28 protein-coding genes are annotated in these 25,522 nt (G+C 68.3%); 11 read left to right on the top strand and 17 right to left on the bottom strand.

Features of this window, described 5'->3' with window-relative positions; translation table 11 throughout:
• Window positions 1–92: 92 nt before the first annotated feature.
• Both ABZS29_RS11960 and ABZS29_RS11955 read left to right on the top strand, forming a co-directional pair.
• Window positions 93–776, top strand: a complete 684-nt coding sequence (locus ABZS29_RS11960) for an alpha/beta hydrolase (protein WP_355461049.1) — start codon at window positions 93–95, stop codon at window positions 774–776.
• Window positions 777–846: 70 nt separating this feature from the next.
• Window positions 847–3,714 (top strand): AAA family ATPase, encoded by a 2,868-nt coding sequence (locus ABZS29_RS11955; protein WP_355461047.1) that lies wholly within the window; start codon window positions 847–849, stop codon window positions 3,712–3,714.
• Here ABZS29_RS11955 and ABZS29_RS11950 read toward each other — a convergent pair.
• On the bottom strand, window positions 3,711–4,472 hold the full coding sequence (locus ABZS29_RS11950; protein ID WP_355461045.1) for an SDR family oxidoreductase: 762 nt from the start codon (window positions 4,470–4,472) through the stop codon (window positions 3,711–3,713). The two genes, ABZS29_RS11955 and ABZS29_RS11950, sit on opposite strands and share 4 nt — an antisense overlap.
• On the bottom strand, window positions 4,469–5,974 hold the full coding sequence (locus ABZS29_RS11945; RefSeq protein WP_355461044.1) for an MFS transporter: 1,506 nt from the start codon (window positions 5,972–5,974) through the stop codon (window positions 4,469–4,471). Before ABZS29_RS11945 ends, ABZS29_RS11950 begins: the two co-directional genes overlap by 4 nt.
• 142 nt (window positions 5,975–6,116) lie before the next feature.
• On the opposite strand from ABZS29_RS11945, the gene ABZS29_RS11940 reads away from it, so the two are divergent.
• Window positions 6,117–7,484, top strand: coding sequence for an NAD(P)/FAD-dependent oxidoreductase (locus ABZS29_RS11940; RefSeq protein WP_355461042.1), 1,368 nt, complete (start codon window positions 6,117–6,119; stop codon window positions 7,482–7,484).
• A gap of 82 nt (window positions 7,485–7,566) precedes the next feature.
• Window positions 7,567–8,244 (top strand): VOC family protein, encoded by a 678-nt coding sequence (locus tag ABZS29_RS11935; protein ID WP_355461040.1) that lies wholly within the window; start codon window positions 7,567–7,569, stop codon window positions 8,242–8,244.
• Between the two features lie 22 nt (window positions 8,245–8,266).
• On the opposite strand, the gene ABZS29_RS11930 is transcribed toward ABZS29_RS11935, so the two are convergent.
• Complete coding sequence (locus ABZS29_RS11930) at window positions 8,267–9,046, bottom strand: SDR family oxidoreductase (protein ID WP_355461038.1); 780 nt, start codon at window positions 9,044–9,046, stop codon at window positions 8,267–8,269.
• An 85-nt stretch (window positions 9,047–9,131) separates the two neighbouring features.
• Between ABZS29_RS11930 and ABZS29_RS11925 the strand changes: the two genes are divergently transcribed.
• A complete protein-coding gene (locus ABZS29_RS11925; RefSeq protein WP_355461037.1) occupies window positions 9,132–9,983 on the top strand; it encodes a helix-turn-helix transcriptional regulator in 852 nt (283 codons plus the stop codon).
• A gap of 17 nt (window positions 9,984–10,000) precedes the next feature.
• Here ABZS29_RS11925 and ABZS29_RS11920 read toward each other — a convergent pair whose 3' ends face one another.
• The 6 genes from ABZS29_RS11920 to ABZS29_RS11895 all read right to left on the bottom strand — a co-directional run bounded on the left by ABZS29_RS11920 (window position 10,001) and on the right by ABZS29_RS11895 (window position 15,301).
• Window positions 10,001–11,476 (bottom strand): amidase, encoded by a 1,476-nt coding sequence (locus ABZS29_RS11920; protein WP_355461035.1) that lies wholly within the window; start codon window positions 11,474–11,476, stop codon window positions 10,001–10,003.
• A 49-nt stretch (window positions 11,477–11,525) separates the two neighbouring features.
• Window positions 11,526–11,948: a nuclear transport factor 2 family protein gene (locus ABZS29_RS11915; RefSeq protein WP_355461033.1), complete on the bottom strand. Its 423-nt coding sequence runs from the start codon at window positions 11,946–11,948 to the stop codon at window positions 11,526–11,528.
• A 127-nt stretch (window positions 11,949–12,075) separates the two neighbouring features.
• Window positions 12,076–12,780: an SDR family NAD(P)-dependent oxidoreductase gene (locus tag ABZS29_RS11910; protein ID WP_355461031.1), complete on the bottom strand. Its 705-nt coding sequence runs from the start codon at window positions 12,778–12,780 to the stop codon at window positions 12,076–12,078.
• Window position 12,781: 1 nt separating this feature from the next.
• The gene (locus ABZS29_RS11905) at window positions 12,782–13,138 is read right to left on the bottom strand and encodes a cupin domain-containing protein (protein ID WP_355463158.1); all 357 of its coding nucleotides are present in this window, start codon (window positions 13,136–13,138) and stop codon (window positions 12,782–12,784) included.
• Window positions 13,139–13,243: 105 nt separating this feature from the next.
• On the bottom strand, window positions 13,244–14,620 hold the full coding sequence (locus tag ABZS29_RS11900; RefSeq protein ID WP_355461029.1) for a hypothetical protein: 1,377 nt from the start codon (window positions 14,618–14,620) through the stop codon (window positions 13,244–13,246).
• A 48-nt stretch (window positions 14,621–14,668) separates the two neighbouring features.
• Window positions 14,669–15,301 (bottom strand): TetR family transcriptional regulator, encoded by a 633-nt coding sequence (locus tag ABZS29_RS11895; protein WP_355461027.1) that lies wholly within the window; start codon window positions 15,299–15,301, stop codon window positions 14,669–14,671.
• Between the two features lie 64 nt (window positions 15,302–15,365).
• Between ABZS29_RS11895 and ABZS29_RS11890 the strand changes: the two genes are divergently transcribed.
• Entirely contained in the window at window positions 15,366–15,863 is a 498-nt protein-coding gene (locus ABZS29_RS11890) for a cupin domain-containing protein (protein ID WP_355461025.1), read from the top strand.
• An 11-nt stretch (window positions 15,864–15,874) separates the two neighbouring features.
• Here ABZS29_RS11890 and ABZS29_RS11885 read toward each other — a convergent pair whose 3' ends face one another.
• Together ABZS29_RS11885 and ABZS29_RS11880 are read right to left on the bottom strand one after the other, a co-directional pair.
• Window positions 15,875–16,069 carry a hypothetical protein gene (locus tag ABZS29_RS11885; protein ID WP_355461023.1) on the bottom strand — a complete coding sequence of 65 codons (195 nt, stop codon included), beginning with the start codon at window positions 16,067–16,069 and terminating at the stop codon, window positions 15,875–15,877.
• 236 nt (window positions 16,070–16,305) lie between these two features.
• A complete protein-coding gene (locus ABZS29_RS11880) occupies window positions 16,306–16,866 on the bottom strand; it encodes a hypothetical protein (RefSeq protein ID WP_355461021.1) in 561 nt (186 codons plus the stop codon).
• 61 nt (window positions 16,867–16,927) lie between these two features.
• Here ABZS29_RS11880 and ABZS29_RS11875 point away from each other — a divergent pair, with 61 nt between their 5' ends.
• Both ABZS29_RS11875 and ABZS29_RS11870 read left to right on the top strand, forming a co-directional pair.
• The gene (locus ABZS29_RS11875; RefSeq protein ID WP_355461020.1) at window positions 16,928–17,341 is read left to right on the top strand and encodes an ester cyclase; all 414 of its coding nucleotides are present in this window, start codon (window positions 16,928–16,930) and stop codon (window positions 17,339–17,341) included.
• 73 nt (window positions 17,342–17,414) lie between these two features.
• Complete coding sequence (locus ABZS29_RS11870; RefSeq protein ID WP_355461018.1) at window positions 17,415–17,996, top strand: dihydrofolate reductase family protein; 582 nt, start codon at window positions 17,415–17,417, stop codon at window positions 17,994–17,996.
• 20 nt (window positions 17,997–18,016) lie between these two features.
• On the opposite strand, the gene ABZS29_RS11865 is transcribed toward ABZS29_RS11870, so the two are convergent.
• From ABZS29_RS11865 to ABZS29_RS11855, 3 genes are all read right to left on the bottom strand, one after another.
• Window positions 18,017–18,646 carry a DUF2461 family protein gene (locus ABZS29_RS11865; RefSeq protein WP_355461017.1) on the bottom strand — a complete coding sequence of 210 codons (630 nt, stop codon included), beginning with the start codon at window positions 18,644–18,646 and terminating at the stop codon, window positions 18,017–18,019.
• A gap of 33 nt (window positions 18,647–18,679) precedes the next feature.
• Window positions 18,680–20,308, bottom strand: a complete 1,629-nt coding sequence (locus ABZS29_RS11860; protein ID WP_355461015.1) for a cellulase family glycosylhydrolase — start codon at window positions 20,306–20,308, stop codon at window positions 18,680–18,682.
• 139 nt (window positions 20,309–20,447) lie between these two features.
• The gene (locus ABZS29_RS11855) at window positions 20,448–21,452 is read right to left on the bottom strand and encodes an alpha/beta hydrolase family protein (RefSeq protein ID WP_355461013.1); all 1,005 of its coding nucleotides are present in this window, start codon (window positions 21,450–21,452) and stop codon (window positions 20,448–20,450) included.
• A gap of 104 nt (window positions 21,453–21,556) precedes the next feature.
• Here ABZS29_RS11855 and ABZS29_RS11850 point away from each other — a divergent pair, with 104 nt between their 5' ends.
• Both ABZS29_RS11850 and ABZS29_RS11845 read left to right on the top strand, forming a co-directional pair.
• Window positions 21,557–22,096, top strand: coding sequence for a TIGR03086 family metal-binding protein (locus ABZS29_RS11850; protein ID WP_355461011.1), 540 nt, complete (start codon window positions 21,557–21,559; stop codon window positions 22,094–22,096).
• The gene (locus tag ABZS29_RS11845; protein ID WP_355461009.1) at window positions 22,093–22,530 is read left to right on the top strand and encodes a nuclear transport factor 2 family protein; all 438 of its coding nucleotides are present in this window, start codon (window positions 22,093–22,095) and stop codon (window positions 22,528–22,530) included. The genes ABZS29_RS11850 and ABZS29_RS11845 overlap by 4 nt, the downstream gene beginning before the upstream one ends.
• A gap of 2 nt (window positions 22,531–22,532) precedes the next feature.
• On the opposite strand, the gene ABZS29_RS11840 is transcribed toward ABZS29_RS11845, so the two are convergent.
• Both ABZS29_RS11840 and ABZS29_RS11835 read right to left on the bottom strand, forming a co-directional pair.
• Window positions 22,533–23,129 carry a dihydrofolate reductase family protein gene (locus ABZS29_RS11840; RefSeq protein ID WP_355461007.1) on the bottom strand — a complete coding sequence of 199 codons (597 nt, stop codon included), beginning with the start codon at window positions 23,127–23,129 and terminating at the stop codon, window positions 22,533–22,535.
• A 91-nt stretch (window positions 23,130–23,220) separates the two neighbouring features.
• The gene (locus ABZS29_RS11835) at window positions 23,221–23,640 is read right to left on the bottom strand and encodes a DUF6069 family protein (RefSeq protein ID WP_355461006.1); all 420 of its coding nucleotides are present in this window, start codon (window positions 23,638–23,640) and stop codon (window positions 23,221–23,223) included.
• Window positions 23,641–24,343: 703 nt separating this feature from the next.
• Here ABZS29_RS11835 and ABZS29_RS11830 point away from each other — a divergent pair.
• Window positions 24,344–24,769 (top strand): hypothetical protein, encoded by a 426-nt coding sequence (locus ABZS29_RS11830; protein WP_355461005.1) that lies wholly within the window; start codon window positions 24,344–24,346, stop codon window positions 24,767–24,769.
• Between the two features lie 9 nt (window positions 24,770–24,778).
• On the opposite strand, the gene ABZS29_RS11825 is transcribed toward ABZS29_RS11830, so the two are convergent.
• Window positions 24,779–25,504: a helix-turn-helix domain-containing protein gene (locus tag ABZS29_RS11825; protein ID WP_355461003.1), complete on the bottom strand. Its 726-nt coding sequence runs from the start codon at window positions 25,502–25,504 to the stop codon at window positions 24,779–24,781.
• Window positions 25,505–25,522: the final 18 nt, after the last annotated feature.

Below are 25,522 nucleotides of genomic sequence, written 5' to 3'. Positions count from 1 at the left end.
CCCGCCTCGTGGCGAACCGTCGTCGCCTTCTCCTGAGTCGCCAGGACGCGCGGTGGGGCGCGTAGTGGGGTGTGGTGTGTCAGCCTGCTGGCATGGGTTCGTTGGTGTTGTTGCATGGGCTGGGGGCCACGGGGCGGGTTTGGGACGGGTGGGCGGGGGCGCGGGTGGCGCCGGACCTGCCGGGGCATGGGCTAGCGGGGGTGTTGACGCGGTACACGTTTGCGTCGATGGCGGCAGGGGTGGCTGAGGGGTTGCCGGTACGGCGGGGGTTGGTGATCGTGGGGCACTCGCTGGGTGGAGTGGTTGGGCTCGAGCTGGCCGGCGGGCGGTACGGCGTACAGGTTGACCGCGTGATCGCCCTCGGGGTGAAGGTGTCTTGGACCGATGGCGAGCTGGCGAAGGCGGCTGCGTTGGCGCAGAAGCCGGTCGCGTGGTTCGACAGTCGGGACGAGGCAGCTGCGCGGTATTTGAAGGTGTCCGGGCTGCAGGGGCTGGTCGATCCGGCGGACGAGTCGGTCGATCAGGGGTTACTGGAGGGCGGCGGGCGCTGGCGGCTGGCCATGGATCCGGCCACCTTCGGGGTTGGTGCGCCGAAGATGGCCGGACTGCTCGCGGCGAGCCAGGCAGACGTCGTACTGGCGCGCGGCGAGCTCGACCCGATGAACACCGATGCCGAGCTGGCCGCGCTGCACGATCAGGTCGTCACGCTGCCCGGCCTCGGGCACAGCGCGCACGTGCAGGACCCGTCAGCAGTCCGCGACGCCACGTCCGTCTGATCGCGAAGGTCTGCTCGGAGAACTTCTCCGCCCGGTGCCGCCGGCATTCGCAACTCGGCTCGTCACGTCGGTGGTCAAACAGCTGGGCCGGCTCTACGCTGAGGCAGACCGACTGACGGGACTGCGCGCGGCATTCGGCCGCTCGGAGAGGCGGACTGTTGCGGACAACGGCGGGTTCCGCGAGCGGACGGCAGGACAGCGCCGGCTGCTCGGGCGACAAGCGGAACGCGCCGTCCTCGACGCCCTCGTGGCTGATGTTCGCAACGGTGCGAGTCAGGTGCTGGTGGTCCGAGGCGAGGCGGGGGTCGGGAAGAGCGCGCTGCTCCACTACGCCACCGAGTCCGCGGCGGATCTACGCACGCTGCGCGCGGTCGGGATCGAGTCCGAGATGGAGTTGGCCTTCGCGGCTCTGCACCAGTTGTGCGCACCGCTGCTCGATCGGATCGACCAGATTCCCGAGCCTCAGCGCCGAGCACTCGCGACGGTCTTCGGGCTCGCCCCCGGTCCTGCTCCCGACCGCTTCATGGTGGGCCTCGCTGTGCTCAGCCTCCTGTCGGGCTTCGCGGAGAAGGAGCCGGCGCTGGTGGTGGTCGACGACGCGCAATGGCTGGACACCGCGACTGCTCAGACGCTGGGCTTCGTCGCGCGCAGGCTCCGGGCCGATGCGGTGGGCCTGCTCTTCGGTGCCCGCGAGGTCGGCCTCGAACTCAAGGGCCTGCCCGAGCTCGAGGTCGACGGGTTGCCCGACGACGACGCGCGAGCGCTACTCGGATCGGCCGTCGAGTTCCTGCTCGACGAACCGATCCGCGAGCGCCTGGTCGCCGAGACCCGCGGGAATCCGCTTGCGCTGCTGGAACTTCCCCGCGGCCTCACCGCCACCCAGCTCGCCGGTGGATTCGGCCTGCTCGGCGGCCAGGGCCTGTCCGGACGCATCGAACAAAGCTTCCTGCGCCAAGCCGACGCGTTGCCGGCACCGACGCGGCAACTGCTGCTGGTCGCGGCGGCCGAACCGGTCGGCGATCCGGTGCTGGTACGGCGTGCTGCCGACCACCTCGGGATCGCGGCGGCGCTCGCGGACATCCACGGCCTGCTGAGTCTGGGGCAGCGCGTCACCTTCCGGCATCCGCTGGTCCGGTCGGCCGTGTACGGATCGGCGTCCGCGACGGAACGCCGCGCAGTACACCTGGCGCTGGCGGAAGCAACGGATCCAGCCTCCGACCCGGACCGGCGCGCATGGCATCTCGCGGCGGCCGCCGACGGACCCGACGAGCAGGTGGCCGCCGAGCTGGAGCAGTCCGCGGACCGCGCTCAGGCCAGGGGCGGCTTCGCTGCGGCCGCTGCCTTCTGGCAGCGTGCGGTCGCCCTGACCGGCGACCCGGCACGGCGTAGCGAACGTGCCTTGGCCGGAGCGCACGCCAGTCTGCGAGCAGGGGCCTTCGGGAACGCCTGGTCACTGCTCGCGACGGCCGAGGCCGGGCCGTTGGACGACCTCGGGCGCGCCCGCGTCGATCTGCTCCGTGCGGAGGCCGCGTTCGCCCAGCAGCGCGGCCGCGAAGCACCTGGCCTGTTGTTGCGAGCGGCCAGGACGGTGGAATCACTCGACGCGCGAGTCGCCCGGGAGACCTACCTTGATGCCTGGAGCGCCGCTCTCTTCGCGGGCCGGCTCGCGGGCGCGGCCGGGCTCCGCGAGGTCTCCCAGGCAGCCACTACAGCACCGCGTCCGGACCCTGCGCCCCGAAGTTCCGACGTACTCCTCGATGCTCTGGCGCTGGTCTTCGCCGAAGGACGCGCGGCCGCGGTTCCGTTGCTCAAACAAGCCGCGACGGCGTTCGGCGGATCGGAAGTCACCGCCGAGGAGGTGCTTCGCTGGGGTTGGCTCGCCACCGCCGCCGCAGCGACGGCCTGGGACTTCGAATCCTGTGTGGCCGCCGCCACCCGGCAGGTGGAGACAGCACGTGCTGCCGGGGCGCTCGCCGTACTCGCTGTCGGGGTGAACGTCCTCGGCCAGGTGGTCGCGCTGGCGGGGGACTTCGCCGAGGCGTCGTCGCTACGAGCCGAGGCCGAGGCGGTCCGGGAGGCCACCGGCACGCACGTTCTCCCGTACGGCGCGTTGGTGCTGTCCGCGCTGCGCGGACGGGTCGACGAATCCTTCGGGTTGATCGACGACACGATCGCGCGAGCAACGACCGAGGGACAGGGCACGGCGGCGCAGTACGCGCGGTGGACGAAGTCGGTGATCCTGAACGCCCTCGGCCGTTACGACGAAGCGTTGCTCTGGGCAACTTCGGCCGCCGAGGACACGCCGGAGTTGTTCGTGTCCTCGTGGGCCTTGAGCGAACAGGTCGAGGCGGCCACCCGGAGCGGACGGCACCGCGAGGCCGCCGCCGCCTGGGCGCGGCTTCGGGAATCGACTGCAGCCACCGACGAGCACTGGGGCCTCGGTCTGGAGGCACGGGCCCGGGCTCTCGTACGGCGCGATGCCGACGCCGAACGCGCCCACGGCGAAGCGGTCGAGTTGCTCACCGGCACCCGGTTGCGTCCGGACCTCGCGCGTGCCCACCTGCTCTACGGCGAATGGCTTCGCCGGGAGAGCCGCCGACGGGATGCCCGGACTCAGCTCCGTACCGCGTACGATCTGTTCACCTCGATCGGCATGGAAGCGTTCGCCGAACGCGCTCGGCGGGAGTTACACGCGACCGGGGAGACCGTCCGCCGGCGCACCGCCACATCGTCGGCGGGCGGAGAACTGACGCCTCAGGAACGCCAGATCGCCGTCCTGGTCCGCGACGGTCTCTCCAATCCGGAGGTGGGCGCGCGACTGTTCCTCAGTCCCCGCACGGTCGAATGGCATCTGCGGAAGATCTTCGACAAGCTGTCCATCAGCTCGCGCCGGCAACTGCGGGACGCGCTGCCCGGCACCAGCGCCACGAAACCCTAGCGCGGCAGCAGTTGCTGACCGCCGTCCACGTCGTACGTCGAACCTGTCAGCGCACCGTTGGTCATCAGGTGGACGATGAGTGCCGCCACGTCCTCCGGGCCGACCACCCGCCGGATCGGCAGCGTGGCCCGCAGGCCGGCGCGGCGGTCCTCGAGCTGATCCCCCAGCAGACGCGCGGAAAGCGGCGTGTCGACGAAACCGGCCGCGACGGCGTTGACCCGGATCGGGGCGAGCTCGAGCGCCGCATTAGCGGCGATCGCGGAGATGGCCGCGGTAGCGATCGCGGCAATACTCAGGCCGACTCCGGCTCGCCGGGCGCCCGTGCCGCTGATGTAGGTCAACGAGCCACCCGGGCGGACCCGCCCGATGCAGAGCCGGGCGATGCGGAGCGCGCCGACCAGATGCCCGTCCATGAACTCTCGCGCCTGGTCGAAGTCCAGCTCGGCGATCGGCGCGTAGAACGGCCCGCCGCCACTCACCAGGACGTGATCGACCTGCGCGGGCAAGCCGGCGAAGAACGCTTCGACGCCGGCGGAGTCGCCCAGGTCCACCGACGCCACGATCTCCGCGCCGACGTCGCCGGCGGCTGCGTCGAGCCGCTCGCGGTTGCGCCCGGTGATGACGAGCCGGGCGCCGGCCGCTCCGGCCCGCCGGGCGGTCTCCAGCCCGATCCCCGAACTTCCGCCGAGCACGACGACGACCTGCCCGGTGAGGCTGTCGTCCGACGGTGCCGTGGTCACTGTGGTTGATTCGGTCATGCTGCGCTCCTGTTCGTTGCGGCTGAGACCGGTACGGCGCAGCCGTGCACGCGTGGGGTCGCCGGCACCCGCGTGGCCGGCGGGCGGCCGGAGGCGACGAACAGCATCGTGATCGCGGCCGACACGACGCTCACCGCTGCCATCACCAGCATCGCCGTCCGGTACCTGTTCGCGAGTGGCTGAGCGAGATCGTCCGAGCTGCCCACTCCGAGCAGGGCGGGAACGAGCGCGATCAGCACCACTCCGCCGATCCGCGACGCGGCATCGTTGATCGCCGACGCCTCACCGAGGTCGGCGTCGTCGACGGCTGCGAGAACGCCTGCCGTGAGCGGGGCGACCGTCAGGCCGATGCCGAGACCCCAGAGCACCGCGCCGGGAAGGATCGCTTGCACGTAGCTGTCACCTGGCTCGGCCGCCGACAACCACGCGAAGCCACCGGCCACGATCAGGATGCCGATAGTCATCGGCCAGCGCGTGCCGACTCGTGCCACCAGGCCGCCGATCAGCGGCGAAACAGTCAGAAAGACAGCCGACTCCGGAATCAGGGCCGCGCCGGCCGCGGTGGCGCTGTAGCCGAGCTGCAGCTGACACTGCAGCACCACGAGGTAGCCGGCCGCTGACAGCGCGCCGTAGAAGAGCAGCGTCGCCGCGTTGATCGCGACGAACTGCCGGATCCGGAACAGGGCAGTCTGCAGCATCGGCGCGGACCGACGCTGCTCAACGGGGATCAGAGTTGCCAGACAGAGCGCACCGACCGCCGCGGAGATCAGGACCTCCGCGCTGCCCCACCCAGCGGATGGCCCCTCGGTCAGCGCGTAGATCACGCCACCCAGCCCGAGCACGGCCAGCAGAGAGCCGGCGAGGTCGAGAGACAACGGTCGTCGCACGCGATCGACCTCGGGCACCCGGCGCAGGATCCACAAGGCGGCCGCGATCAGCGGGAAGTTCAGCAGGAACACGTACCGCCACGAGCCGTGGTCGACGAGCCACCCGCCGGCGTACGGGCCGAGCGTCGTACCAAGGGTCGACACGCCTGCCCAGACGCCGATCCCGCGGGCCCGGTCGACCGGTCGCAGGGTTCCGTTGAGCAGTGCCAGACTGCTCGGCACCACCAGCGCCCCGCCGGCGCCTTGGACCACCCGCGCCGCGATCAGCGCGCCGACGTTCGGGGCGGCAGCACAGCACAAGGACGCGACCAGCATGACCAGGAGCCCGGCGACCAGAATGCGCCGCCAGCCGAAATGGTCGGCCAGCGCTCCAGCGAGCAGCAGCAGAGCCGCGACGGTGATCAGATAGCCGGTCAGCACCCACTGCAGCTCGCTCACACCGGCGTGCAGGTCGCGACTGATCGACGGTACGGCGACGTTGACCATGTAGGCGTCGATGAAGCCGACCATCGACGCGAGCACCGTCGCCGCGATCAGAGCGCCACCGGCTCTGCTCCGCAGCTCGACCGGTCCGGCCAGGTCGTACGACGTGGCCCGCACCTGTTTCGCAGTCATGCTGCCAGGATCGGGCGAACGATCCCGGTTCCGAGCCCGGGACAATCCCTGGTCACGCGAACCAGGGACTGTCCCTGGCTCCGGCGGTGCGCCGGCCGGCACAGACTCGCGGTGTTGATTCACTTCGAGGGGAGCGCCCGCCATGGACAGGACGGAGTACGACGTTATCGTGCTCGGAGCAGGTGCGCCGGGAGAACACTGTGCCGCCGCGCTGGCCAAGGGCGGCGCCCGGGTCGCCGTCGTCGAACGCGAGCTGCTCGGCGGCGAGTGCTCGTACTGGGGGTGCATCCCGTCGAAGACGTTGCTCCGCCCCGGCGAGGCTCTGGCCGCCGCCCTCGACGCTCCCGGTGCGCGCGAGGCTGTGACCGGCACCCTCGATCCGCAAGGGGTCATGAGCTGGCGTGACTTCATGGTGTCCGGGTACGACGACTCGGGCCAGGTGTCGTGGGCGAAGAGCGCCGGTCTCGAGGTACTGCGTGGCCACGGCCGGCTGGCTGGTTCGCACACGGTCGCGGTGGACGACCGGACCTACACCGCGCAGCACATCGTCATTGCGACCGGTGCGGACCCGGTGATCCCACCGGTCCCCGGCTTGCGATCGCTACCGGGGATCTGGACCAACCGCGACGTCACCGGGCTCGTCGAGGTACCTGATCGGCTTCTGGTGCTCGGCGGCGGCGCGACCGGGGTCGAGATGAGTCAGGCGCTGGCTCGGATGGGCGCGGCGGTGACCCTCATCGAGCGCGGTGAGCACCTGTTGCCCCGCGAGCCCCGAGCAGTGGGCGACGCGGTAGCGGCGGCACTCGCTGCGGACAACGTGGACGTGCGGGTCGGCACCGGCGCCGAACACGTGCGGCTCGCAGATTCGTCGTACGTGGTCGACCTCAGCGACGGGACAGACGTCCGGGGCGACCGCTTGCTGGTCGCGACCGGTCGACGGCCGCGCGTCGACGGGATCGGCCTGGAGACCGTCGGAATCGCCGCGAATCCACGGGGTATCGAGGTCGACGCCAGACTCGCGGCCGGGCCGGACCTCTGGGCGATCGGCGACGTGACCGGGCTCTGGCAGCTCACGCACGTCGGCGAGTACCAGGGCCGGGTCGTGGCGAGCAACATCCTCGGGCGGCCTCGGACCGCGGACTATGAGGCGGTGCCGCGCGTCGTGTACTGCGACCCGCAGGCCGCCTCGGTCGGCGCGGCGGAGGGGCCGTTCGTGAGTACCGTCCAGCTGTCAGGGGTAGCGCGGACAGCGACGTACCTGCGCTCGTACGACACCCGGCCCGGGTTCCTCACGATCGTGTCGGACGGAACGGTGATCACCGGTGGCTACGCAGTCGGTCCGGAGGCCGGTGAATGGCTGCAGCAGGCGACCCTGGCGATCCGCGCGAAGGTGCCGCTGGAGGTCCTGCTCGATGTGATCCAGCCGTTCCCGACATTCTCCGAGGCGTTCCTGCACGTACTGCGGGACCTGGACGCGCAGGTGAACACGGGGGCCGGCCCGGCGGGCTGACCAGGCATTCTCACTGGCGCCACGGCGTGCGCACGACGGCAGATTAGGTGTCAACGACCAAGGTTCTTCTCTGGAGGAAGTCATGAGCACTACCGAAGTAAGCACTGACCAGTCGGCCGCTGTGAATCCGGCCTCGGCCGACCTGAAGTTCGAGGCCGTCGTCATCCCGGTCACCGACGTCGACCGGTCGAAGGAGTTCTACACCGGCCTCGCCTGGCGGCTCGACGCCGACTTCGCGTTCGACAACGGCTTCCGCGTCGTCCAGTTGACTCCGCCCGGCTCGCCCGCGTCGGTCCAGTTCGGTACCCACATCACATCGGCCGACCCCGGTACGGCGCAGGGTCTCTACCTGGTCGTCTCCGATGTCGAGGCCGCCCGGGAGGACCTGATCAAGCACGGCGCGACCGTCAGCGAGGTGTTCCATCCCGGAGCGCCGGGCGCGCAGTTCGAGGTCGGCGACGTCAGCGCGCGCGTTCCCGGGCCCGCCGACGAGCGTTCCAGCTACGGCTCGTTCGCGACCTTCAGCGACCCCGACGGCAACACCTGGCTGCTGCAGGAGGTCACCACGCGACTCCCCGGCCGGGTCGACCCCGCGGAAACGACGTACAGCTCGGTCGAAGACCTCGAGAGCGCGCTGAAGCGCGCCGCGGCCGCCCACGGCGAACACGAGGCCCGCACCGGCGAGGCAGACGAGAACTGGCCGGCCTGGTACGCCGCCTACATGGTCGCCGAACGCACCGGCACCGAACTCCCTCAGTAAGCGCCAACCACCCCGGAGGGCTCTAGGCGCCCGCGCCGCCGTCGATGGGGATGATGGCGCCGGTCACTACTGAGGCCCGGTTGCTGAGTAGCCAGGCGGCCAGTTCGGCGACTTCGCGGGGCTCGGCCATCCGGCCTAGTGGGGTGCTTGCGTTGATGCGAGCGACGACGCCTGGGGTCGCTGCCTCCCAGGTGTCGATCATCTCCGTTGCGGTGCCGCCGGGGGTGATGCCGTTGACGCGGATGCCGTGCGGTGCCCAGGTGACGGCGGCTGTTTCGGTGATGCTGTTGAGGGCACGCTTCATCGCGCCGTACGCGGGCAGGGCTGGGTTGGCGCGACGGCTGCCGATGCTCGACGTGTTGACGATCGCCCCGCCACCGCCGCGCCGCATCAGCTCGTACTCGGCCGTCATCGCGGTCCAGTGAGCCCGGAAGTTCACCTCGAACTGCTCCTCGATGTCGTCGTCGCTGGTCGTGTCGAGCGGACCGGGCTGCCGCTGGATCGCGGCACCGTTGTTGAACGCAGCATCGAGCCGCCCGTGCAACTCGTCGACACGGTCGACAGCTGCGCGAATGCTCGTCCGGTCGGCGAGATCCATCGTCACGGCATCCGCGACGCCGCCGTCTGCGCGGATCTCGGTGACGAGCTGTTGAAGAGCGTCCGTACCGCGGGAGGCGAGTACGACGGCAGCGCCCTCGGCAGCGAACAGCCGGGCTGCGGCCGCTCCGATGCCGCGGCTCGCGCCGGTGATGAGTACGACCTTGCCGGCCAGCAGGCCGATGGGAGTGTTGTTCTGGGTCATGACACCAGCGTCGGGTGATCTCCAGGACGGAGACAGGCACAGGCTGTACCAGGATCCGCCGTCGGCCTGCGGGCACACTGGGGTTATGGACAAGCAGGAGCTCGGAGCGTTTCTCCGGAGCCGGCGCGAGCGGTTGCGGCCGGAGGATGTGGGTCTGCCGTCAGGCGCACGGCGTCGGACGCCCGGCCTGCGTCGCGAGGAGGTCGCGGTTCTCGCGCACATCTCCACCGAGTACTACGTTCGGCTCGAGCAAGGTCGGGCGCCACGCCCATCCGGTGAGGTGCTGGCTGGGATCGCCGGCGCGTTGCGACTGACGGACGCGGAGTCTGACCACCTTCACCTGCTTGCCGGTACGGCGCCGAGTCGGACCGGACTGCATCGGCGCGACGTCCGCCCGAGCATCCTCACCCTCCTCGAACGGTTGCCGCAGACGGCCGGGTTCGTGACGTCAGCCGTGTTCGAGGTGCTCGCCTGGAACGATCTCGCGGCCGCGCTGATGGAGGACTTCGGCGAACTCGCTCCGAAGGATCGCAATCTCGCCCGCCGCGCCTTCCTCGCGCCGCCGCGCGACGGCCTGCCGCTCTACGGCGTGTCCGACGCTACCGAGTTCAAGCAGAACGTCGTGATGGAGCTCCGGTCGACGCTGGCCCGCTATCCGTCCGACCCAGCGGTGACCGGCTTGATCGACGAGTTGAGGGCGGGCAGTGCCGAGTTCGCCAGACTCTGGGAGCGGCACGACGTACAGGCGACGCAGATGTTGACGAAGTCCTTCCATCACCCGGTCGTCGGCAAGGTCACCGTCGACTGCGACTCGCTCGCGCTGACCGACCACGACCAGCACCTGGTCCTCTACAGCGCCCCGGTCGGCTCCCGCGACGCCGAGGCACTGGCCCTCCTGAACGTCCTCGGCACCGAAACCAACGAATACCGGCGATAGCCAGCCAGAGCCGGGCCTCAAGCCACGTGTTCTGGTGGACGGCGGGTGGCCCAGGGCTGGGCTTGCTCGAGTTGGGCGGCCAGGCGCAACAGGACTGGTTCTGCGCCGAGGGCGCCGATGAACTGCACCCCAAGCGGCAGGCCGGTCGCGGTCCAGTGCAGCGGCACGGTCATTGCTGGGCGCCCGGTCAGATTGGCAATCTGCGTGTACGGCACCCAGCCCAGGTGGGCGGTGATGAGTTGTCCCACGATCGGACTGAAGCGCAGTACGCCGGCGGCCCGTGCCCGCAGCAGGGCTACCTGGGCCAGCTGCGCCGCTCGCGGCGGGTTGAGCGCGCCGATCCGGGGCGGCGGGGTGGCCGTAGTGGGTGTCAGCAGCAGGTCGTGCCCCGCGTGGAACGCGGCCAGCCGCCGGATGTGGCCCTGCCGCGCCTCGATCGCACGCACCAGTTCGACGGGTTTGGTGGCCCGGCCCAGCGCGGCCATCACCAGAGTGTCCGGTTCGAACGAGGAGTCCCCCGCGCCGGTGACCTGCTTGGCATTGTCGACCGCAGAGGCGCCCCAGGCGAACCATGTCGTGAGGAAATTGCGGGCAACCGCCTCGTCGTCGAACGGCTGCTCGTCCAGCCACACCACCTCGTGCCCGAGCGAGACCAGCAACTGCGCTGCATTCTCGACCGCGCGGACGGCCTCCGGGTCGGGACTTGGGTTGATGGTGCTCGCGGTGCAAGCGGCGATGCGCAACCGGCCCGGGTCGCGACCGACTTCCTCCAGGTACGGCGTTTCGTGCCGCCGCGGCAGGTATGGGCCGTCGGACGCGCCACCGGCCAGTACGTCGAGCATCGCGGCGGTATCGCGTACCGAGCGCGAGATGACGCCGTGGGTCGCGGACCCGGCGAGCCCTTCGCTGACGGCAGGACCGGACGGCACGAGCCCACGCGAAGGCTTCAACCCGAACAGGCCGCACGCCGAGGCCGGAATGCGGATCGAGCCGCCGCCGTCGCTGGCCGCAGCACACGGCACGATGCCGGCCGCCACAGCCGCCGCGGCACCGCCCGACGAGCCACCCGGGCTGTGGTCGGTGTTCCACGGGTTCCGGGTCGGTCCGTACAAATGCGGCTCGGTGACGCCCTTCGCGCCGAACTCGGGCGTGTTGGTGCGGCCGAACACGACCAGCCCGGCATCGAGCCACCGCCGTACGACCGTCGCCGTCTCCGGACGCACGAACCGGGCCAGCGCCCGCGAACCGTCGCTGGTCGGATGACCCGCCAACTCCTGGCCAAGGTCCTTCAGCAAGAACGGGACACCACGGAACGGCGCGTCGCCGACCTCCGCCGAGACGGGACGGTCGAGTTCCACCACGACGGCATTAAGCGAAGGGTTCACCACCGCCATCCGCGCCCGCGCCGCGTCGAGCAGGTCGGTAGGACTCACCTCGCCCCGACGCACCAGCTCGGCCAACCCCACCGCGTCGTACTCGCCGTACCCCTCCATCGAACCTCCTGATTCTTGCCTGAGACAACGAAGAGACCGGCTGGACAACCTATCGCGGTCTGGAGCAGACGTCGGCGATGGCAGCAGGATCCCAGTAGTACGGCCGGAACTCGGTGATCCGGCCGTCGGTGACGACGTTGGCTTGGACGATGCGGGTTTCGATCGTCCGGCCGGTGGCCCGCGCGCGAAAACGTGCCTGGATCAGCATGACCACTGTGTCTTTGTCGATGAGAGGTCGCGCCTCGATCAGGTCCATCGACTGCCAGGTCTCAGCGAAGAGATCGAGGAAGGCCTGGATGCCTTGGTGGCCATGCCACGCCCCGGTTCCCGTGAACGGCAGGCCGGGTGCCTGGTACAGCACGACGTCGGGGTCGAGGCAAGCAGCGACCGCGGCGAACTCGGCGCCGGAACTGGAGCCACCTGCGGCCACGTACTCCGCCTCGGCGGCGTAGAACCGATTCATCAAGGCCATCACGTCAGCTGGATTCGGTGGTGTCATCGTGCGCTGGTCCTCTGTTCGCCCGTCGGCACGCTGATGCGTGCCGCACGGGTTGAACGCGACAGCGGACCGAGATGTGAGTCGACGTTCGAACACATGGTCAGTCGAGTGGGACACCCGTGTGGCTTTCCAGGGTTTCGATGAGCTGGGCCTGGAACGCTTCATCCTGGCAGGCAGGGTGTGGTGTCTGAGCCTGCAGGTGGTACCAGTAGCCGCCGGTGCTCGGGCTCACGTCGTCGTGGGTGGCGAGCCAGACCTGAGTCTCGTGGCCGGCGGTCAGGTCGTCAGGTGCGCCCGCACCGCCCATCCGGGTCGGCACCCAACCAGGATCGACAGCATGACTGGAGGTTCCCGGCCAACGCGAGGCGAGCGCCAGCGCGAGGGTCGTGATCCACAGCTTGCTGTCGGAGTACGAGCCGGTACCTCGAGACAGCCGGCGCAGGTCCATGGAGCCGCCCCGATGCATCCCGCTACTGAGGTAGATCAACCTGCCTGGCTTGTCCATCGACGCCGTCAGCAGGTACGGCGCCAGAACGTTGACCGTGATCACGTCGGGCGAGGTCATGACGCCGGCGTTGTGGATGACGGCGTCGAAGCGGCCGAAGGCGGAGGCTTGCCGAGCGACGTCGTGGATTTCGTCGACCCGGGCGAGATCGCCGATGACCACGCCCTTCCACCGGCCAGGCTCGCTGAGCCGCGACTCGTTGCGGACATGAACGACCACGTCATGCCCGGCGTCGGACAACGCGCGCGCCGCGTTGTACCCGAGCCCGCTGGCTGCTCCGGTCACCATGATCACTGCCATCTCAGACCGGTCCCCGGACAGTCAGCTGTTCGCCTGGGCGGCTGAAGATGCTGAGGATCTCCGCGGGCTCAGTGCCTGTGCTGCCAAACCAATGTGGCGTCCCGGTGCTGAACTCCACGACGTCTCCACGTCCGAGCACCCAGTCCTCATCGCCGAGCACGAGGCGCAGCTGGCCGGACAGCACACAGATCCATTCGTGGCCGTCGTGCGCCCTGATCTCCGGCGTGACCTTGCTGGTCGGAACGACGATTTGCCACGCCTGCATGCCATCGGGCTGTCGCGTCAGCGGGATCACCGTCCGGCCCTTGAGCCGGTCTCCGACTCCCTCGAGCACCGCGGCAATCCCCGCCGCCGACATGTCCTCCACAACTCATCTGACCCCGATTTCCCACAAACAGCAACCTTCGTGGCCGAACACCTCACGCCGCCCCAGCCTTGGTCCTCGCCACGAGGGGTCAGATCGTCAGCGGGGCTTGGTGGCGCTCCAGAGGTAGATCTCGTGGCCGCCTGGTCCGGGCGGACCCGCCAGTCGGCTGTCGTCGGACTCGAAGGCGACGTGTTGTCCGTCGCCGGAGATGCCCGGGGAGGAGCTTCCGGGACGGCTGCCCCAGGGATCTGTCGGGTCCTGCTGGTAGGTGATCCAGACCCGGGCGCCGGTCTTGCGGTCGAGGCGGTACACGTCTCCGAGAGTGCCGTGGTCGGCGCGTGAGGTGCGGGCCTGTGTGGAGTAGGCGACGTACCGGCCGTCGGCGGAGACAGCACCGACGGCGCTTCCGATGACCGTCGACATGTTGCCCTGGTAGTCGGCCGAGATCAGCTCCAGTTTGTTGGTGCGGAGATCGCGAAGCCAGACGTTCGGGATCGGGTCCACGCCGACCCCGAGCGACCCGGTGACGTTGAAGACCACGAACCGGCCGTTGGCGGAGACGTCGGCCGAGCCGTGCTCGACGATGAACGACCGTGGGTCGGCCGGTACGCCGTCGGAGATCGAGCGCGTGGTGGACCGGTCACGGTCGCGGACGTGCACCAGCCCGTCGCCGCCGATATTGACGAAGGCCACCACGCGTCCGTTTCCGGAGATGGACGGCTCACCGGAGGGCAGGTCGAGCTGACGCCCGTCGGAGGTCACCGAGACTCGTTCGGTACGGCGGGTGTCGAGGTCCCGGACGAAGACATCCTGGGCGTTGTTGGTATCCCCCGGCACGAGGTTCGTCGAGCTGGACCAGAACGCCACGTGGCGACCATCGGCCGAGATGTCCGAGTCGAGACCGCCCAGGTTCGCCGGCCCGCCGAGGCCGACCGAGACTACGGTGGTGCGCCCGGTGCGCAGGTCGTGTACGAAGACATCGGGGCTGTTGTTGGTGTCGCCGCGGAAGAGGTTCGAGGCGAACGAGTCGAAAGCGACGTACCGGCCGTCGGCAGAAATCGATCCGGGCCGGCTCTCGCCGTTGCTCTGGACACCCCCGGTGCCGACCGAGACGCGCGTCGTACGGCGGGTGACGGTGTCGCGGACGAAGATGTCGACCTGGTCGTTGCTATCGCCCGCGACGAGGTCGCTCGCGGCCGAGGAGAACAGGACATAGCGCCCATGGGCCGACGTTCGCGACCGTCCGCTGAATCCCGAGTACGCATTGCCGCCGCCCCCGGTCCTTGCGACCGAGACCATGCTGATCGTGCCGGGATGACGGTCACCGCCCGCGACCGCCGGTACGGCGACCGCTCCCGCCGGTACGGCGACCGCTCCCGCCGGTACGGCGACCGCTCCCGCCGGTACGGCGGCAACTGCGAGCACTGCGAGTGCGGTGCGAATGGGCCTGTTGACGGTGTGAGTGAGTTTCACGGCGCCCCCCTTAAGGACACCTGATAGATGCACGCGGAGGACCGGAAGTTATCTGGACTCGAAACGCGGACCGACCGGCGGTGGCGACCCGCCCACTGCCGCGGAGAGCAGTGACTGGGCTGACCACTTCATCAGTGCGATCGCTTCGTCGTGCGGCAGTTTCGCCACGTCGAGCAGCCAGCTGAGGGCCTCGATCCCGGTGGCGCTGCGAATCGCGATCGCCAACTGGTGAACGGATTCCGGCGGCAGGTCCTCGCGAAGAGGAGCAAGCGCCTCCTCGAACCAGGCGATCGCTCTGCCCTGCCGTAGCGGCAGCGCCGCACGCTCGGTGGGATCGGCCTCAAGGGACAGCCGAAGCATCGTGCGTTGCTGCTCCTCGGTTTCGAGGATCAGGGCAGTGAACGAGTCGGTCGCGGCTGCCAGGCGTTCGCTCACCTCGGTGGGCGCGTCCTCCGGCAGCAAGCTGGCGGCCGCTGTCTCGGGATGCGCCGCAGCCAGCAAGGTGCGCTGATTTGGGAAGTACCGGTAGGCAGTCGGGCGAGAGACCTCAGCCGCCGCGGCCGCTTGCTCGACGGTCGGCGTCAGCCCGGACGCGACGAGCTCACGAGCGGCTGCCACCAGGGCATCCCTCGTGCGCTGCTTCTGGCGGCTGCGACCGCCGAGCTCGTAGGGCATTGACATGACGAAAATGATACCGCACTCTCATGGTGAGACCTGAGTCTCATGAACCTGAAAGGTGGAGACCATGAGCGGACTCGAAGCAATCGTCCGGAACCCCGGTGAAGGCGAGCTGCACTGGTTCTTCGGCGGCGGAGTGCATCGCTGGCTGGCCACGGCCGAGCAGACCGGCGGGAGCTATCTGCTGTTCGAGGACGCGATGGAGGGCGGCAAGGTGACGCCGTTACACCTGCACCCCGACGCCGAGGAATCGATGTTCCTACTGGACGGCGAACTCCTGATGCACCTGGACGGCGCCGAGCGCCGGGTCGACGCGGGCGGGCTGGTGATGGTGCCGCGCGGCATGCCGCACGCGTTCCTGGTCACCTCGCAGAAGGCGAGGATCCTGTGCCTGCTCACCCCAGGGATCGGGCAGGACTTCTACCTCGGCGCCAGTGAGCCGTACGTCGAAGGTGCCGCCCACGAGGTCGACTTCGCCAAGATCGCGCAGTCGGGCCGCGACAACGGCGGCATCGAGATCCTCGGCCCGCCACCGTTCGCCCACCTGGCCGCCGCGCGGCACTGAGCCTGGCAGGCTCAGGACCTGAGCGTGACCATGATCAAGCTGAGAACGATAGCCAGACACGACAGAATCACACCGATCACAGCCATCGGTTTGCCGCGACGGCGTCCGGTCAGACCGACGATCGCGAGGACCATCCCGAGCAACGCGAACGGGAGCGGCGAATAGGCGCGGATGGTGTCCAGGTTGACCGGCAGCAGCCACACCACGCAGCCGATGATGCCCAAGACCAATGCTGCCGCGGCAACTCCCGCCCCCTTGGGAGGCTCCACCGGCGCCGGCCCGCCCGGCCATCCACGCCCGTGCGGATCGGTCCAGGGTTGCCCAACCGGCATTGGGCGTCCCTGCGGTTCCGACGGCGGAACATAACTCATGAGCACTCCCCGAGGCGGATCGGACGCTTCCCCACATCTCTATCAGCCGACCGGGTCCACCCACCGCCCGGTCAAGATCGTGCTGCGCGCCCCGGTCGGGCGTTCTTCGCCAGTACGACGGTGACGGCGACCGCGATCACGGCAGCGCCCACCAGGTCGACCCACAGTGGTGGCTGGACAAGGAACTCGGCGGCCATCGCGGCCAGGTAGGTCAGCGGCCAGGTCAAAGCACCGAGCGCCTTCTCGGCGCGGGTCCACCGATCGGAAGTCCACAGCAACCAGACACCGAGCACCCACCCGATCAGCAACAGCACCGGCCCGAGCAGCAACAGCGCGAGCGCGGCGAAGTCCCGCACCCGCAACTGCGGTGGCTGCTCGACCAGAACCAGCCCATCGGTGGCGGCGGTAACGATGTCCTCCGGATCACCAAGCCGCCGCAGCACCTCTTGGATCTCGCTCTCCGAGGATGCTCCGGCCGCGCGCGCCTCCGCGATATGCGACGTCACCTCAGCGACGAGCTCGGTACGCCGCTCCGCCGGCAACGGCTCAGCCAGCCTGGCGAGGTGGCTCAAGTAGGCGTCGATCATCCGATCACTGTCCTGCTGCACGTTCATCCCCGTTCCCGCTACCATGTACTGCAAGGTACCTGCTGACACCATGAAACCACAACTCGGATGACATGGAGGAGAACCCGTGGCCCACGAGAACCTGGAGTCCACGTACCTGGCGTACCTCGACGCGTTGAACGGCCGACGGTTCGACGAGCTTGACCGCTACGTGTGCGACGAGCTCGTCTACAACGACAAGCCGCTGACCCGCCAGCAGTACGCCGACATGATCGCGGCCGACACTCGCGCGACCCCGGACCTACGCTTCGAGGCTCACCTGCTGTCCACCGGCAACGACCTGGTCGCCTGCCGCCTCTGGTTCAACTGCACCCCGACAAGCACATTCCTCGGCCTCGAACCGACGGGGACCGCGGTCTCCTTCGCCGAGCACGTCTTCTACCGGTTCGAGGGCGGCCGAATCGCGCAGGTCTGGTCCCTCATCGACCGCGATGCGGTCGCGGCCCAGTTCGGCGGTACCGAATCAAGTGGCGCACTTTGATCTCATCAATTCTGGGGACGACGCCGTACGCCGTTCAGCGGCAGGCTTGATCCATCGACGACATGTTGGAGGGGTGAGCGTGCGAAGGATCATCGTGTCGACACTGGTGACGGCCGACGGCGTCGCCGAGGATCCGGGCGGAATGGCCGGTTTCGAGCACGGCGGGTGGGCGAACCGCTATTTCAACGAAGAGGTCGGGAAGCGATCGATGGAACGCCTGCTGTCCTGTGACTACTTCCTGTGCGGCCGGCGCACGTACGAGATGTTCTCCACGGCGTGGCCGAACAGCTCCGGACCGTACGCCGACCGGCTGAACGCGATTCCGAAACTGGTCGCCTCGACGACCCTCGCCGAGCCGCTGACCTGGAACGCGAGCCTGCTCACAGGCGACGCGATCGGCGCACTGAGGAAGATCAAGGAAGAGGACGGCCAGGACATCCTGATGTACGGCAGCGTCTCGCTGATGCACTCGCTGCTGCGCAACGGCCTGGTCGACCAACTGGATCTCATGGTCTGCCCGATCATCCTCGGCACCGGGCAGCGACTGTTCGGCGAAGGTGGTCCGGTGGTAGAGCTGGAACTCACCGGGCAAACCCACCTCGCCACCGGCATCGCCGTCCTCAGCTACCGCCCCCACCCGCCCGCAGCGAACTGAGCCTCGCTAGGCCCTCCGCATCAGCAGGCGACGTTCTTGACCATCCAGCGCGCGAGTGGGCGCAACTGCAGGAAGGCTGCGGCGACATGGTCGGCTGCGGCGGGGGTGTGGATCCAGTCGTCGCAGCCGAGGGGGCGGGTTGCAATGACGGATCTGTGCCGCAGCAACGTCATCCGCGGATGATCGGCTGGGTGACCTCGCAGCGGTCGCTTCAGCATGTCGCCCGAAATGACGTATCCCTCGTGCTCCAGAGCCCGAAGGATGGCGACGAGTCGCCGGCCGGAGCCAGTGTCTGCAACGGCGGCTCGATAGCGCTCGATCTGCGGCGAGGGCGCATACCACCACGCCAGGCCGACTTGCAGGCCGTCGAGGTCGAAATGAAGACTCAGCTCGACATTGGGGGCCAGCCTGACAATCGCGTGCTGGCGCTGCCATGCGTGCATCAGGACTTCGCCGTACCCCCAGACGGCGAAGTCCTCGTACGCCGGATCTGCGTCAGCCAGGTCGTTCAGCAGCTCGATCATCGGTCGCCGGACCAGGTCTTCACGATCCTGCCGGCATCGACGCCTGGTGTCGGCCGACGGATCGCCCTCAAGTTGCAGCAACACGTCGAAGGCTGCCCTCGGCCATCCCGCGAAATCGCCCGTCACCTGGTCGAGCCTAGCGAGCGCACTACGAACACGTCATGATGCGATGCAGGTGAATCCGCTCGGGCTCTGAGCGTCCCCGGCGGGCTTGGTTACCTGGAAGCCGAAGGCAGCACTCGCACCGGCGGCCAGTTTGCCGTTGTAGGCCAGGCTGGTGGCGGTGATCGTGCCAGTGGTCCCTGACAGTGAGGCATTCCAGGAACCGGCGATCGCCTGCCCGGCCGGCAGCGTGAACGTCACCTGCCATCCGGCGATCGCCGACGTCCGCGCGTTGGTCACCGTTACCGGCTGGACGACGTACCCGCTGTCCCACCGGTTCTGCACGGTCGAGACGGCCGAGCAGCCGTCTCCCGGACCGCCGCTGCCGGTCGTCGTACCGGTCACCGATCCAGAGGGTGCGGAAGTGCCGGCCGCGTTCGAGGCCGTGACCCGATAACAGTACGGCGTGCTCGCCGCGAGCCCGGTGTTGGTGAAGCTCGAGGTGGCCGTGGTGCCGACCTGGCTGAAGGTGCTGCCTGCGGCACAGGCGCCAGCGGCCCGCTGGACCTGGTACTGCGTCGCACCGGACGAGCCCGTCCACGACAGCGAGACCGAGCTCGACGTCGTACTGGTGACGGCGAGCGCGCTGGGCGCGGCCGGAACCGTACCGCCGGCACCGCAGCCGGAGAACACCGTGGCGCACCGCGAGGTCTCGGACACGCCGTTAGGCCCAGTGAAGACCCGCTGCCCCCACGCCGTCAGCTGAGCAGGGTCGAATCCCACCGTCTGGTCGAGATAGGGCTCACTGTTGCCGCTGTACGACCAGGCCAGCCAGCCGATCCCGCGCGTCCGGGCCTCGGCCATGATCGTGTCCTCGTCGACATTCTGTCCCTGGTGCTCATGCCCGAACTCGCCGACGATCAGCGGCAGGCCCATCCGCTCGAACGCGTCGAAGTAGCTCGTGATCGTGGCCGCGGTTCCGTACACCTGGTACATGTGGACGGAGAAGAGGGTGTTGCGCTGACTGTCGGCGGCCCAGACGGTCTGTGCGTTGTCGCGCATGGTGTTGGTCCAGTCCTGGCCCCAGTTCGGCGCGTCAACTACCAGTGTGTGCTGGAATCCAAGGGTGCGCATGCGCTGTACGGCGTTCGCAGTGGCGGTCGTCCACTGCCCCGGATTGGTGTTGCCGATCGGCTCGTTGCCGATGTTGATCAGCACATAAGCCTCCTGGCCGATCAGTACGTCGCGAATGCTGTTCCAGTACGTGACGGCCTGATCGAGCGTGGCGGCGGCAGCGTCCTCGCCGTACCCGGTCGTGTCGTGCACCTCCAGCACGCAGATCAGCCGATTCGCCTTGCACCGACTGACGACATCGGCGACGTCAGCAGCCGGGCTGGGACCCCACCGCAGGCCGCCTCCGAGCACCACCCGGACGGTGTTCGCGCCCAGGCCGGCGATCTCGGCGTACGAATTGGTTTCGCCCGGATACCAGACGTGCGGGTGGCTGGTGCCGCGCATCACGAACGGCGTGCCGTTGGCATCCAGCAGATTCCGGCCGCTGATCGTGAAGCCCGTGGCGGCCGTCGGTGCCGGCGCCTCGGGTGCGGCGAGCGCCGGCGAGGAAGGGACAAGGAGCGAGAGGATGAGCGCGGGGAGCGCTCCCAATGCAGGCAAGCGGAATTTCATGATCGATCCCTCGGGTTGCGGGCGGGTACAACCGAGCGCCCAGAGTGGCACTTACGCGATTAAGTGACAAGAGCTCGATCAAGGCTCAATGACGCCACAGAGCGACTACTTGTTGCTACGTAAACGCTTAAGCAGATCTTCAGCTGGTCAGCGTTTCGGCCAGCCAATCGATCGAGGATCGGCCGGAGACTGCGTGGCCGAGTCCGGGTACGAGGTCGGTCTGGAGACGGTCGGCCGCGGCGAGGTCGGTGTAGACCTTCGAGACCGACTCGACGGCCGACCGGAAGCCTGTGGCCGGGAAGATCGGATCGTCTGCGCCGAGCTCGAGGAACAACGGCCGAGGCGCCAGCAAGGCCAGCAGGTCCGGCTGTTCGGCGATGGCGAGCAAGCCGGGGACGAAGTTGCACGCGCAGTGGTGGACGGCCAGGAAGCTGTCGGTGAAGGTGTTGGCGAAGCCGCAGAGCACACCGGCCTTGATTCGTTCGTCCAGGGCCATGGTGATCATCGACCACAGTGAGCCGCCGGAATGACCGAAGACTCCGACCCGGTCCGGATCGACGTCGGGATGCGTCAGCGCGGCCTCGACGACACCCGACAACTCCGCGACTCGCAGGCCCGTCAGCGTGTACCCGCTCATCATCAGCTCCATCGAGAGCCGATAGCAGGAACTGGATGCCTCCGGGTCATAGCTCCGATCGACGTCGGTCATCCGTTCCCCGAAGCCCACCACGTCAGGAGCGACCACGACCAATCCTTTGCGGACAAGGCGTACGGCGAACTGTCCGTACAGGTCGTTGCTGTCGGCATCAGATCGGCCATCGGGTGGCAACCCGATGATCTGCCGGCTCCCGTAGCCGTGCCCATGGACCGCAAGCACCGCGGCCGTAGGCCCACGCAACCCGTTCGGAACGAGCACATAGGCGCTGAACCGAACTCCGGGCAGCACCTCGAGCTCCACCCGATCACGCCGGTAACCCTCGCACTCCACCCGGTCGACCACCGTCATCACCGGGTCCGAGGCCCGCTCGAACGGAGCCACCAGCGACCGCAAGTAAGCGATCCGCTCCGCAGCCGAAACGCTGCCCCGCGCCACGGCCGCGCGAGCCGCCAAGTCGGCCAGTACCCGGTCCACCCCGTCATTCATCTCCGCATCGTAGGCACACGCCACGCGGGTTCGGGAGCTTTTCCCGGGGACGGCGGGACAACGGACCTTTCGGACGGGATCGGCGCGGGCGCACGCTGAGAAACATGAGCCTCGCATTGCTTCACGTCGCGCTTGACGAGTTTGCCCGCAGGCTTCGACTCGTCGGGCCGAACGACTGGGGACGCCGTACGCCGTGTTCCGAATGGAATGTCCGTGCGCTGGTCAACCATGTGGTTGGCGCCAACGTGCGTTACCGGTTGCTGCTTCGGGGTGCCTCGGTCGAGCAGGTGGAGGCCACGCGCTCGGTCGATCACCTCGGCGATGACGCCTTGGCGTCGTTCCTGGCGAGCGCGGATCAGATGGTCGCGTGCTTTCGCGAGGACGGCGCGCTCGACCGCGTTGTCCATCACGTATCCGGCGACCGGACCGGATCGGCGCTGGTGCCGATGCGGATCCTCGATGCCGCGATCCACGCCTGGGACCTGGCTCGTGCGATCGGCGCGGACGAAACGCTCCCCGACGAGGTCGTCGCCTACCTGCTGGCTTTCGCGACGCCGTACGACGACGCGCTCCGCACGGCGTCACCACAAGACCGGTTGCTGCACAGGCTGGGCCGGCACTCGAAGACGGAGGAGATTCGATGAACGACACTCAGCAGTTCCTCGCCGAGATGATGCCGCGTATTCACGAGGCCGAGACCGCACTGCACAACGGCGACGCCAAGCCACGGTTCGCGATGTGGTCGCACACCGACCCGGTCACCGTCTACGGCGCCGCGTTCAGCCCGATCGGTTGGGCCGAGGTCGCGCCGATGTTCGACGAGCTCGCGACGCGATTCTCCGACTGCCGCTCATGCGAATGGGAGGTCGTGGCGGCCGATGTCGGCCAGGACTTCGCCTACCTGCTCGCGATCGAACGGACGACCGCATCGATCGACGGAGCCGAGGCAGCGTCGTACACGCTCCGCAGTACGACGATCTTCCGGCGCGAGGGTCCCGAGTGGAAGGTCGTGCACCGGCACGCCGACCCCATCAACGAGACCTCCGCCGTGTCCGTACGGCGCCTGACGAAGAACTGACCTCAGGCTGCCGGTGTGTAGGTGTTCACAACGATCCCGCACGCGTACGGCGTGGAGCGGGCGAGCGTGAGGCTGCAGCCACCGGCGACCGACCGGAACAGCGACTGGCCGCGGCCGACCGCCGTCGGGTTGACGTAGAGCTGGTACTCGTCGACCAGGCCGGCGGCGGCGAGCGCGGCGACGAATCCGGTCCCGCCGAAGGCGATCATGTCGGCGCCCGGGCCTGCCTTGAGCTTGGTGATGGTGGCGGCGAGGCCGTCGGGCGCTGGTCGGGTGCGCGGCCAGGGAAGATCACCGGGTTCACCGGTGGAGAACACGATCTTCTCGGCCTCGCCGATCCGGTGAGCGAAGGCGTAGTCGGGTTCGTCGGGATGACTCGCCGCGGTCCGCGCCCAGTGATCGATATAGCCCTCCCGGGCCATTTTCACGCCCAGGAGGATCCGGTCGATCGAACGGAACGTCTTGTTGAAGTCTCGCTTGAGCTCGTCGTCCCAGGACCAGGTCGGCCCCCAGTCCCAGACCGACCACTGCAGAGTCGAGTCGTCCGCTTCGACGTAGCCGTCGGCCGACGTCTGCATCTGCACGATGAGCTTGCTCATGCTGACCTCCGATGACGGACCGGCCTGCTGCCGATCTTTGACCGCTACGTCGAAGCTGATCGACAGCCGTCGACATGACTGGCGAGAGGTGTCAGCGACGGAGGCGACGGGCCACCGCGGGGATGACGATGGCGGCGGCCACCAAGTGGGTCAGCATCAGGAGGGCCTTCGTCGAAGTGGCAGCGTCGGCCAGTACGTCGGGCACCCACGAGACCACGGTGAGCGCCACAGTGATGCGGAACCAGGCGGTCCGCGGGCTCGCGACGAAGCGACGCAGGAGCAGCGCAATGAGCAGGCCGACTCCCGCGAAGACAACAGTGAGCACCGCGAAGCCGGTGACCGGGATCGGGGCACCGGCAACCTCCAGACTGATCCCGGCGGCCTGGCCCACGGCAGCGACCGCCGCGGTCGCGATGCCGGCGAGCACAGCGGCGAGGGCTCCGCGCCGTACCAGCGCTCCAGCCGCGGGGGCGGTGGTCGTGGCGGCAGTGGCGGTGTAGTCGACGGACATGGTGACCTCCGAGGTGAGCGACCGGCCCGTTGCCGGTCTGTCACCCCTCGGTCGGAACCGATCGGCGCGTCTTGACATCGCAGATATCTATGGCGACCGGATTAGACATTCGGATCTGGGCTGTGTAGTGTTCCTCGTGTTGACAGAGAAGAACAGCGAAGCTGAGGTGGACAGCTAACGTTCTGTCCCAGAGTGTGATTCTGCAGTTTGGTACGACGGCGGACTCCGCCGGGCCGATCAGTGAAGGGGCTCGGGTTTCGCGCCAAGGTCAGAGTCTGTGGAGCCAGTGGTCGAAAGAGGTTCCGGACTTGACGAAGAAAGATGTAGTTCGCAGTTGAAGTTGCAGTCCGTAGTTTGCAGTTCGTAGTTGATTGTGAAGTTGCAGTTCGTAGTTGTAGTTGCAGTTTGTAGTTGCAGTAGCAGTTCGTAGTTGTAGTTGTAGTTCGCAGTTGAAGTAGCAGTTTGTAGTTGCAGTAGCAGTTCGTAGTTGTAGTTGTAGTTCGCAGTTGAAGTAGCAGTTTGTAGTTGCAGTTGGTTGTTGAAGTAGCAGTTGGAAGTGTGATCGACCGAGAAGGGCCCCGGTGCTTCGGCACCGGGGCCCTTCGACATGCAGCCTGCTATTCCCGGGCGGGAATTGAGACCGGATGGCGGGTGGCGGAGGATCTTGCGCAGCCGGGAAAACCCTCTGCAGCAAGGAGAAACCATGTCGGACAGCAAGACCGCCGAGCTGGTCGCGCGGTACGTCGGAATCTGGGGCGAAGGCGACGCCGAGCAGCGGCGCAAGACGATCGAGGAACTGTGGATCGAGGGCGGCAAGCACTACCTCGATCCGCCCGCGGAGTTCCGGACGGCGGCCAGCGGGCTCGGCTTCGGGTTCGGGGCGAGCACCCTGGAGGCGACCGGGTACGACGAGTTGGAAGCTCGGGTCGCGCGCAGCTACGAGGAGTTCGTGGCCGGTGGGGAGTACGAGTTCCGGGCGCGGGACAACGCCGTACGGCTGAAGGATGTCGTCAAGTTCACCTGGGAAATGGTCGCGACCGCCAGTGGTGAGGTCGTCGGCGAGGGCCTGGAGGTGCTGCAGGTCGACGCCGACGGACGGATCGTTGCGGACTACCAGTTCCCGAACTGATCGGCGCCGTCAGCTGGTGAGCAGGGCGGCCGTGGCTTCGTCGGCTGGCAGGAAGGCCTCCAGTTTCAGCTCGGCAACGGTGACGTCGAGAGCGGTCGCGAACGTGGTGATGGTGGTAGTCAGGTGCAGGTCGCCCCTGGGTGTGCGGAGCTGCATGGGGGCTGCGAAGCCGACATGCTCGGGACCTGGTTCGACGTACGGGACGTAGGCGGCCAATTCGTCCCGGAAGTCGCCGGGCGGCAGCCGGTCGAGGATGTGCTGCGCCCAGGACGACAGATTGACAATGCGCGGCGCGACCCCATCGGGATGCAGCGACAAGCGCAGAACGTTGATCGGCGGCTCGAGCAGCTTCCCGGCGACCCCGTCGGTGAACAGGCTGAACGCGTCGTTCGCGAGCACCAGGTCGTGGTTGGCGTCGACCACGATGGCCGGGTACGGCAGATGGCCCCTGAGGATGTGCTCAAGCGCCGAGCGGACATGCAGCAGCCCCGCATCGCCGATGGCCGTCTGCGGATAGACCGCAGCGAAGCCGGCCAGCTGCAGCAGGTCATTGCGGTCACGCAACGACATCTCCATCGCCTCAGCCAGCCGGACAACAAGAGCACGGCCAGGACTCGACCGGCCGGACTCGATGAAGCTGACATGCCGCTGTGTCGTCCCAGCGCGCACCGCAAGCTCAAGCTGGCTGAGCCGCCGACCACGGCGAGCGGTCCTCAGAGCCTCCGAAAAGTCCACACCCCCACTCTGCCGTCC

The organism is Kribbella sp. NPDC005582 (assembly GCF_040605415.1).
Classification (GTDB): Bacteria; Actinomycetota; Actinomycetes; order Propionibacteriales; family Kribbellaceae; genus Kribbella.
This window is presented reverse-complemented; position numbering and strand designations above follow the sequence as displayed.